Here is a 4,002-nt window from a genome sequence, read left to right as displayed (position 1 = left end):
ACAATCAATTATCGTTAAAAGGGATGTGAAGTGAAGGCTCTCAGAGTCTGAACTAATAGCGCCCCTCTGGGGCGAAATCAAAGCCGCCTTCTATGAAGGCGGTTTTTTACTTAAAAATAAATCCGGAAGATCCTTATGTTCTTCTGGTTTTATTATCACATCAAATTTTTTCATTAATATTTATCCATAAAAATAATCAGCTATAAATAGAGCGATAAGTGATTTGTCTAAAAAGGATCAAGCTGTTGCAAATGCATTTGACTCTATTAGAAATGGTTATGCATGGGAAGGTATTAAATCAACGGTAGCAAAAGCAGCCTAAGGTGATCAAAAATCTTTAGAGAATGTGGCAGCATTTTTAATTGGAGCCAAAGTACCTTTAGGAGTGGTACGTGGAGAGGGAATTCTTAATAAAATAGATATTAAACCTGTTACACCAAAAGCTGGTGCTGGTGGAAATTGGAACGTATTAGATGAAATAGCAGATCCTGATGTTGTAGGGCAAAAAACTCCAACAGGATGTGGGGGGCATGTGGTGAAATGTTACTTCATGATGGAAAAATTCCGGTCTCTCAAACAAAACTAGGTGGGGGATTGAAAAGTCCGAAGAGTTGGCTATGGATCTTAACAAACATGATATTGACTGGCGAGGCGGTTTTGTAGGATGGGAATCTTTTGATTCCTTAAATAAAATGGGTTCTTGGAGTGCTGTAATGTGGGATCAAGGTAGTAGAATTGGTCATTTTGTAGTTGTTATCGGTGTTGATGCTAAAACAGGACATGTTTTAATAAAAGACTCTTGGAAAGGTGGAACTAGATATAAAATGACCGAATCTGAATTTATGAATACTTGGAGCGGAAATGCCGTCTTTAAACAAAAGTAATTCATAGTATATAAATTTATAAAAAGCTACTTAATAAAGTGGCTTTTAAAAAAAGATAATTATCTTAAAATTTAAAAGGCTTTATAATGTTAAATATTACGAATATTAATTTGGTATCAATGAATTATAACAAAGATTCAAATGTGGTTACTTATTATTTGAATATAGATGGAATTAGCAAACATTTTCAGGCAAAACTTCATGGTGGAATAAGTTTTGATATTTTAAACGATTTAGAGGATTATAAATTATCTAGATTACCATATAAATCTAGTGAGTTAATTGAAATAACTTATAGATATGTTAGAGGTAAAAAAGTTATTTTTCCAATTCAGTTATTCCCTCATAATGATTATATAGTATCTGAAAATGAATATGAACAAATTATTATGTTGTCTGAGGGCAATTCTCTTGAAACATTATTTAGATATTCAAGACATTATCCAACCTCTATTGAAATTCCTCCTTATTTCACTTTCAAACATAGAAAAGAAATTTTCTTCTGGTTATTAGAAATATTAATTAAAGAAGGACGTTTTAAACTTGGTAAAAAAGGAAAATTTGGTCACGTATTCAAAATGTTGATTGGTCTTAAATATAATATTCTCTTTCGATAAAAGTCCCGATGACTTTGTCATGCATACATGGACGCCCCTTGTTTGCCAAACAATCGTTTGTCATGACCAGAACCAGGTTAAGATTGCAGCCATACATCCGGACTTTAGTTGAGGCCGTCGCCTCTGTCCCTGATGGAATTCGCTGACCAGGCTCTTATCATTTCGGCGCGCTATAAGCGCTTGCATGACACCAGAGTTTCCTGATCACGGTCCGACCTGTCTTGCCATCACTTCTCGATTGCCTGTGCAATCTTTAGAACCGACTTTTATATGGACTCCCTTATTTGCACCTTATGATTTTAGTTACCGGTTTCCGGGTTCCCATAATTCGCCTCAAATTCCCTGTCATGGACCAGCAATGCCCAGACAATCCTGGCATTTTTATTCGCCAGCGCCACTACAGCAATATTTGTATTACGCCTCGATAGCAGACTATTCAGCCAGTTTTCTGTTCGACCGGTTTTCTCTTTTACGTACCGTACTGCTGCCCTTGCGTCATGAATCAACAGGGTTCGCAAATAATTGTCACCCCGTTTGCTGATCCCTTGTAAGGTTGGCTTCCCCCCACTCGAGTGTTGGCGGGGGACCAGACCCAGCCATGCCGCCAACTGACGACCATTCGCGAAGTGTCTGGCATCCCCTATTGATGCAACCAGCGCGCTTGCCGTTATCGGGCCGATACCCGGTATTGCCGATAATCTTCGGCTTTCTGCATTGCCACGATGCCAGCGTTGAATTTCCTGTTCCAGTTCCGCAACCTGACGATCAAGCTCTTTCAGGTGTTCGCCCAACCGCTGGAGCAGTTGCCTGAAGGTCTCTGGCAGGCGATTACCGGCATCCTCCAGAATCTCGGGCAGTCGTACTGCAATCTGCTTTATTCCCTGAGCGATCACGATCCCAAACTCGCCCAGTAAACCACGAATGGCATTGGCCTGCGCGGTACGGGCTTTGACAAACCCCTCTCGTGCACGATGCACCGACAGGATGCTTTGCTGTTCTTCTGTTTTTACCGGGACAAAGCGCATATTCGGTCGTGTCACCGCTTCACAAATCGCTTCCGCATCGGCGGCATCGTTTTTATTGGTTTTGACATAGGGTTTAACAAACTGTGGCGCGATTAATTTTACTTCGTGACCAAAACCTTGCAGCTTACGTGCCCAATAATGTGCCCCACCACAGGCTTCCAGACCAATCAGACAAGGGGAAAGGTTGGCGAAAAACGTCAGCATTTTCGCGCGCGGTAGCTGTTTTTTGAGTACCGTTTTACCCTGTGCATCGACGCCGTGGATCTGAAAAACATTTTTTGCCAGATCGATACCCACTGTTGTAATCTTCATGGTGGACGCTCCCGTTATTAAATGGCTGTGTTGAATACACTTCCATTTTGGCACACTGATGCCGCTTAAATGGGGCGTCCATCCCATTATTTCCGGTGATTTTGAATAACCTAATGTTTTACGATTCAGCCGCTTAATTCGGTTTCTAAGGGTGAGGTTTTCACGTTCAATACGCTGCGTAAAACTTTTTCCGATGAGGTGTTTATCTGTGGGCAACAAGTTGTAAGCCTTGAATTTATCGGTACACCAAAAAGCGACGTTAAAGTGCGATAATTTTTTGAGCAGTTTCTTCAACGTCTTTTTGCTTCGTCGGCCGAAAGTATGGGCAATAATACGCTTCAGACGAGGCTCCCAAGCATACCATAACCAACGTTGTTGCTTTTTATTTCCAACAAATGACCACATCTCATCGACTTCACAGATGAGCTCAATTTCCACCTGTTTCAACGGTAATGTGGTTACACATCGTGGGGACAATTTTTTAAAGTGCGAACGACAGCATTAATACTGATATGTAGTGCCCGTGCAGTGTCACGGATGCCGGCATTATTCATTGCAAGAGCCACAAATACAAATCTATTAATTTGTCTTGGATACATCATGATAAAGATTCAGATATAATTACTTATTGTTTTGATGTAGATGGGAAAATTAAATTTTTTCAAGCAAAACTTGTTATTTATTTAGAGGTTTCAGAAAGTATTAAATGTATAGGAAATCTTGATAATTGGTTAATGTCTGTAATGCCTGTTCAACCAAGAATAACTGGAATGCTGGCTAAGCTAAGTTGGGATTGTGCTAAGGGTAGAGAAATTAGTTTTCCTATTCAGCTGATTAGTTAAATATTTAAAAGATCTCAGGTTCAATAAAAGTTCTAAGTATGCTTTAACAAAAAGTTTATGGAACTGAGATCTTTCTTAATTTATTGAATAGCTATTGAACTGATTATAACCTTATTCTTACTTCAACCTCAGTTAAGGTAAATGTAAAATGATTAAATATCCTGAAAATTCAATTATTGTCAATTATATGGCAACTAATACTTTGGAAATTATGATTACAAAGAATGAAACTAATCTCGTTAATAAAATGAAATTTTTAGGCTTTTCTTTAATAACCGATAGGATTAGAAGAGACTATCTAGATAGAGGTATATCTGTAGAT

General features: G+C 38.9%; 5 protein-coding genes and 1 pseudogene. 4 read left to right on the top strand and 2 right to left on the bottom strand.

Annotated elements, in window-relative coordinates; translation table 11 throughout:
* Nucleotides 1-346: 346 nt before the first annotated feature.
* The 3 genes from IQ209_RS17685 (at nt 347) to IQ209_RS17675 (ending at nt 1,501) form a co-directional block, all read left to right on the top strand.
* On the top strand, nt 347-586 hold the full coding sequence (locus tag IQ209_RS17685) for a hypothetical protein (protein WP_193852496.1): 240 nt from the start codon (nt 347-349) through the stop codon (nt 584-586).
* A gap of 31 nt (nt 587-617) precedes the next feature.
* Nucleotides 618-884 (top strand): cysteine peptidase family C39 domain-containing protein, encoded by a 267-nt coding sequence (locus IQ209_RS17680; protein WP_193852495.1) that lies wholly within the window; start codon nt 618-620, stop codon nt 882-884.
* Nucleotides 885-970: 86 nt separating this feature from the next.
* Complete coding sequence (locus tag IQ209_RS17675; RefSeq protein ID WP_193852494.1) at nt 971-1,501, top strand: hypothetical protein; 531 nt, start codon at nt 971-973, stop codon at nt 1,499-1,501.
* Between the two features lie 299 nt (nt 1,502-1,800).
* Here IQ209_RS17675 and IQ209_RS17670 read toward each other — a convergent pair whose 3' ends face one another.
* Nucleotides 1,801-2,838, bottom strand: coding sequence for an IS110 family transposase (locus IQ209_RS17670; protein ID WP_193852497.1), 1,038 nt, complete (start codon nt 2,836-2,838; stop codon nt 1,801-1,803).
* Nucleotides 2,839-2,925: 87 nt separating this feature from the next.
* Nucleotides 2,926-3,404 (bottom strand): annotated as a pseudogene (locus IQ209_RS17665) (IS1 family transposase); the annotation flags it as partial.
* A gap of 18 nt (nt 3,405-3,422) precedes the next feature.
* Between IQ209_RS17665 and IQ209_RS17660 the strand changes: the two are divergent.
* On the top strand, nt 3,423-3,680 hold the full coding sequence (locus IQ209_RS17660; RefSeq protein WP_193852493.1) for a hypothetical protein: 258 nt from the start codon (nt 3,423-3,425) through the stop codon (nt 3,678-3,680).
* Nucleotides 3,681-4,002 lie beyond the last annotated feature (322 nt).

The sequence above is a fragment of the Xenorhabdus sp. BG5 genome (assembly GCF_015163665.1).
Classification (GTDB): domain Bacteria; phylum Pseudomonadota; class Gammaproteobacteria; order Enterobacterales; family Enterobacteriaceae; genus Xenorhabdus.
Note: the sequence above shows the minus strand (reverse complement) of the source record. Positions and strands in the feature narration are given on the sequence as shown.

Excerpts from the sequence above, each read along its gene's own strand:
- IQ209_RS17675 (WP_193852494.1), top strand. The coding sequence starts at position 971 with ATGTTAAATATTACGAATATTAATTTGGTATCAATGAATTATAACAAA.
- IQ209_RS17680 (WP_193852495.1), top strand. The coding sequence starts at position 618 with ATGGATCTTAACAAACATGATATTGACTGGCGAGGCGGTTTTGTAGGA.
- IQ209_RS17670 (WP_193852497.1), bottom strand. The coding sequence starts at position 2,838 with ATGAAGATTACAACAGTGGGTATCGATCTGGCAAAAAATGTTTTTCAG.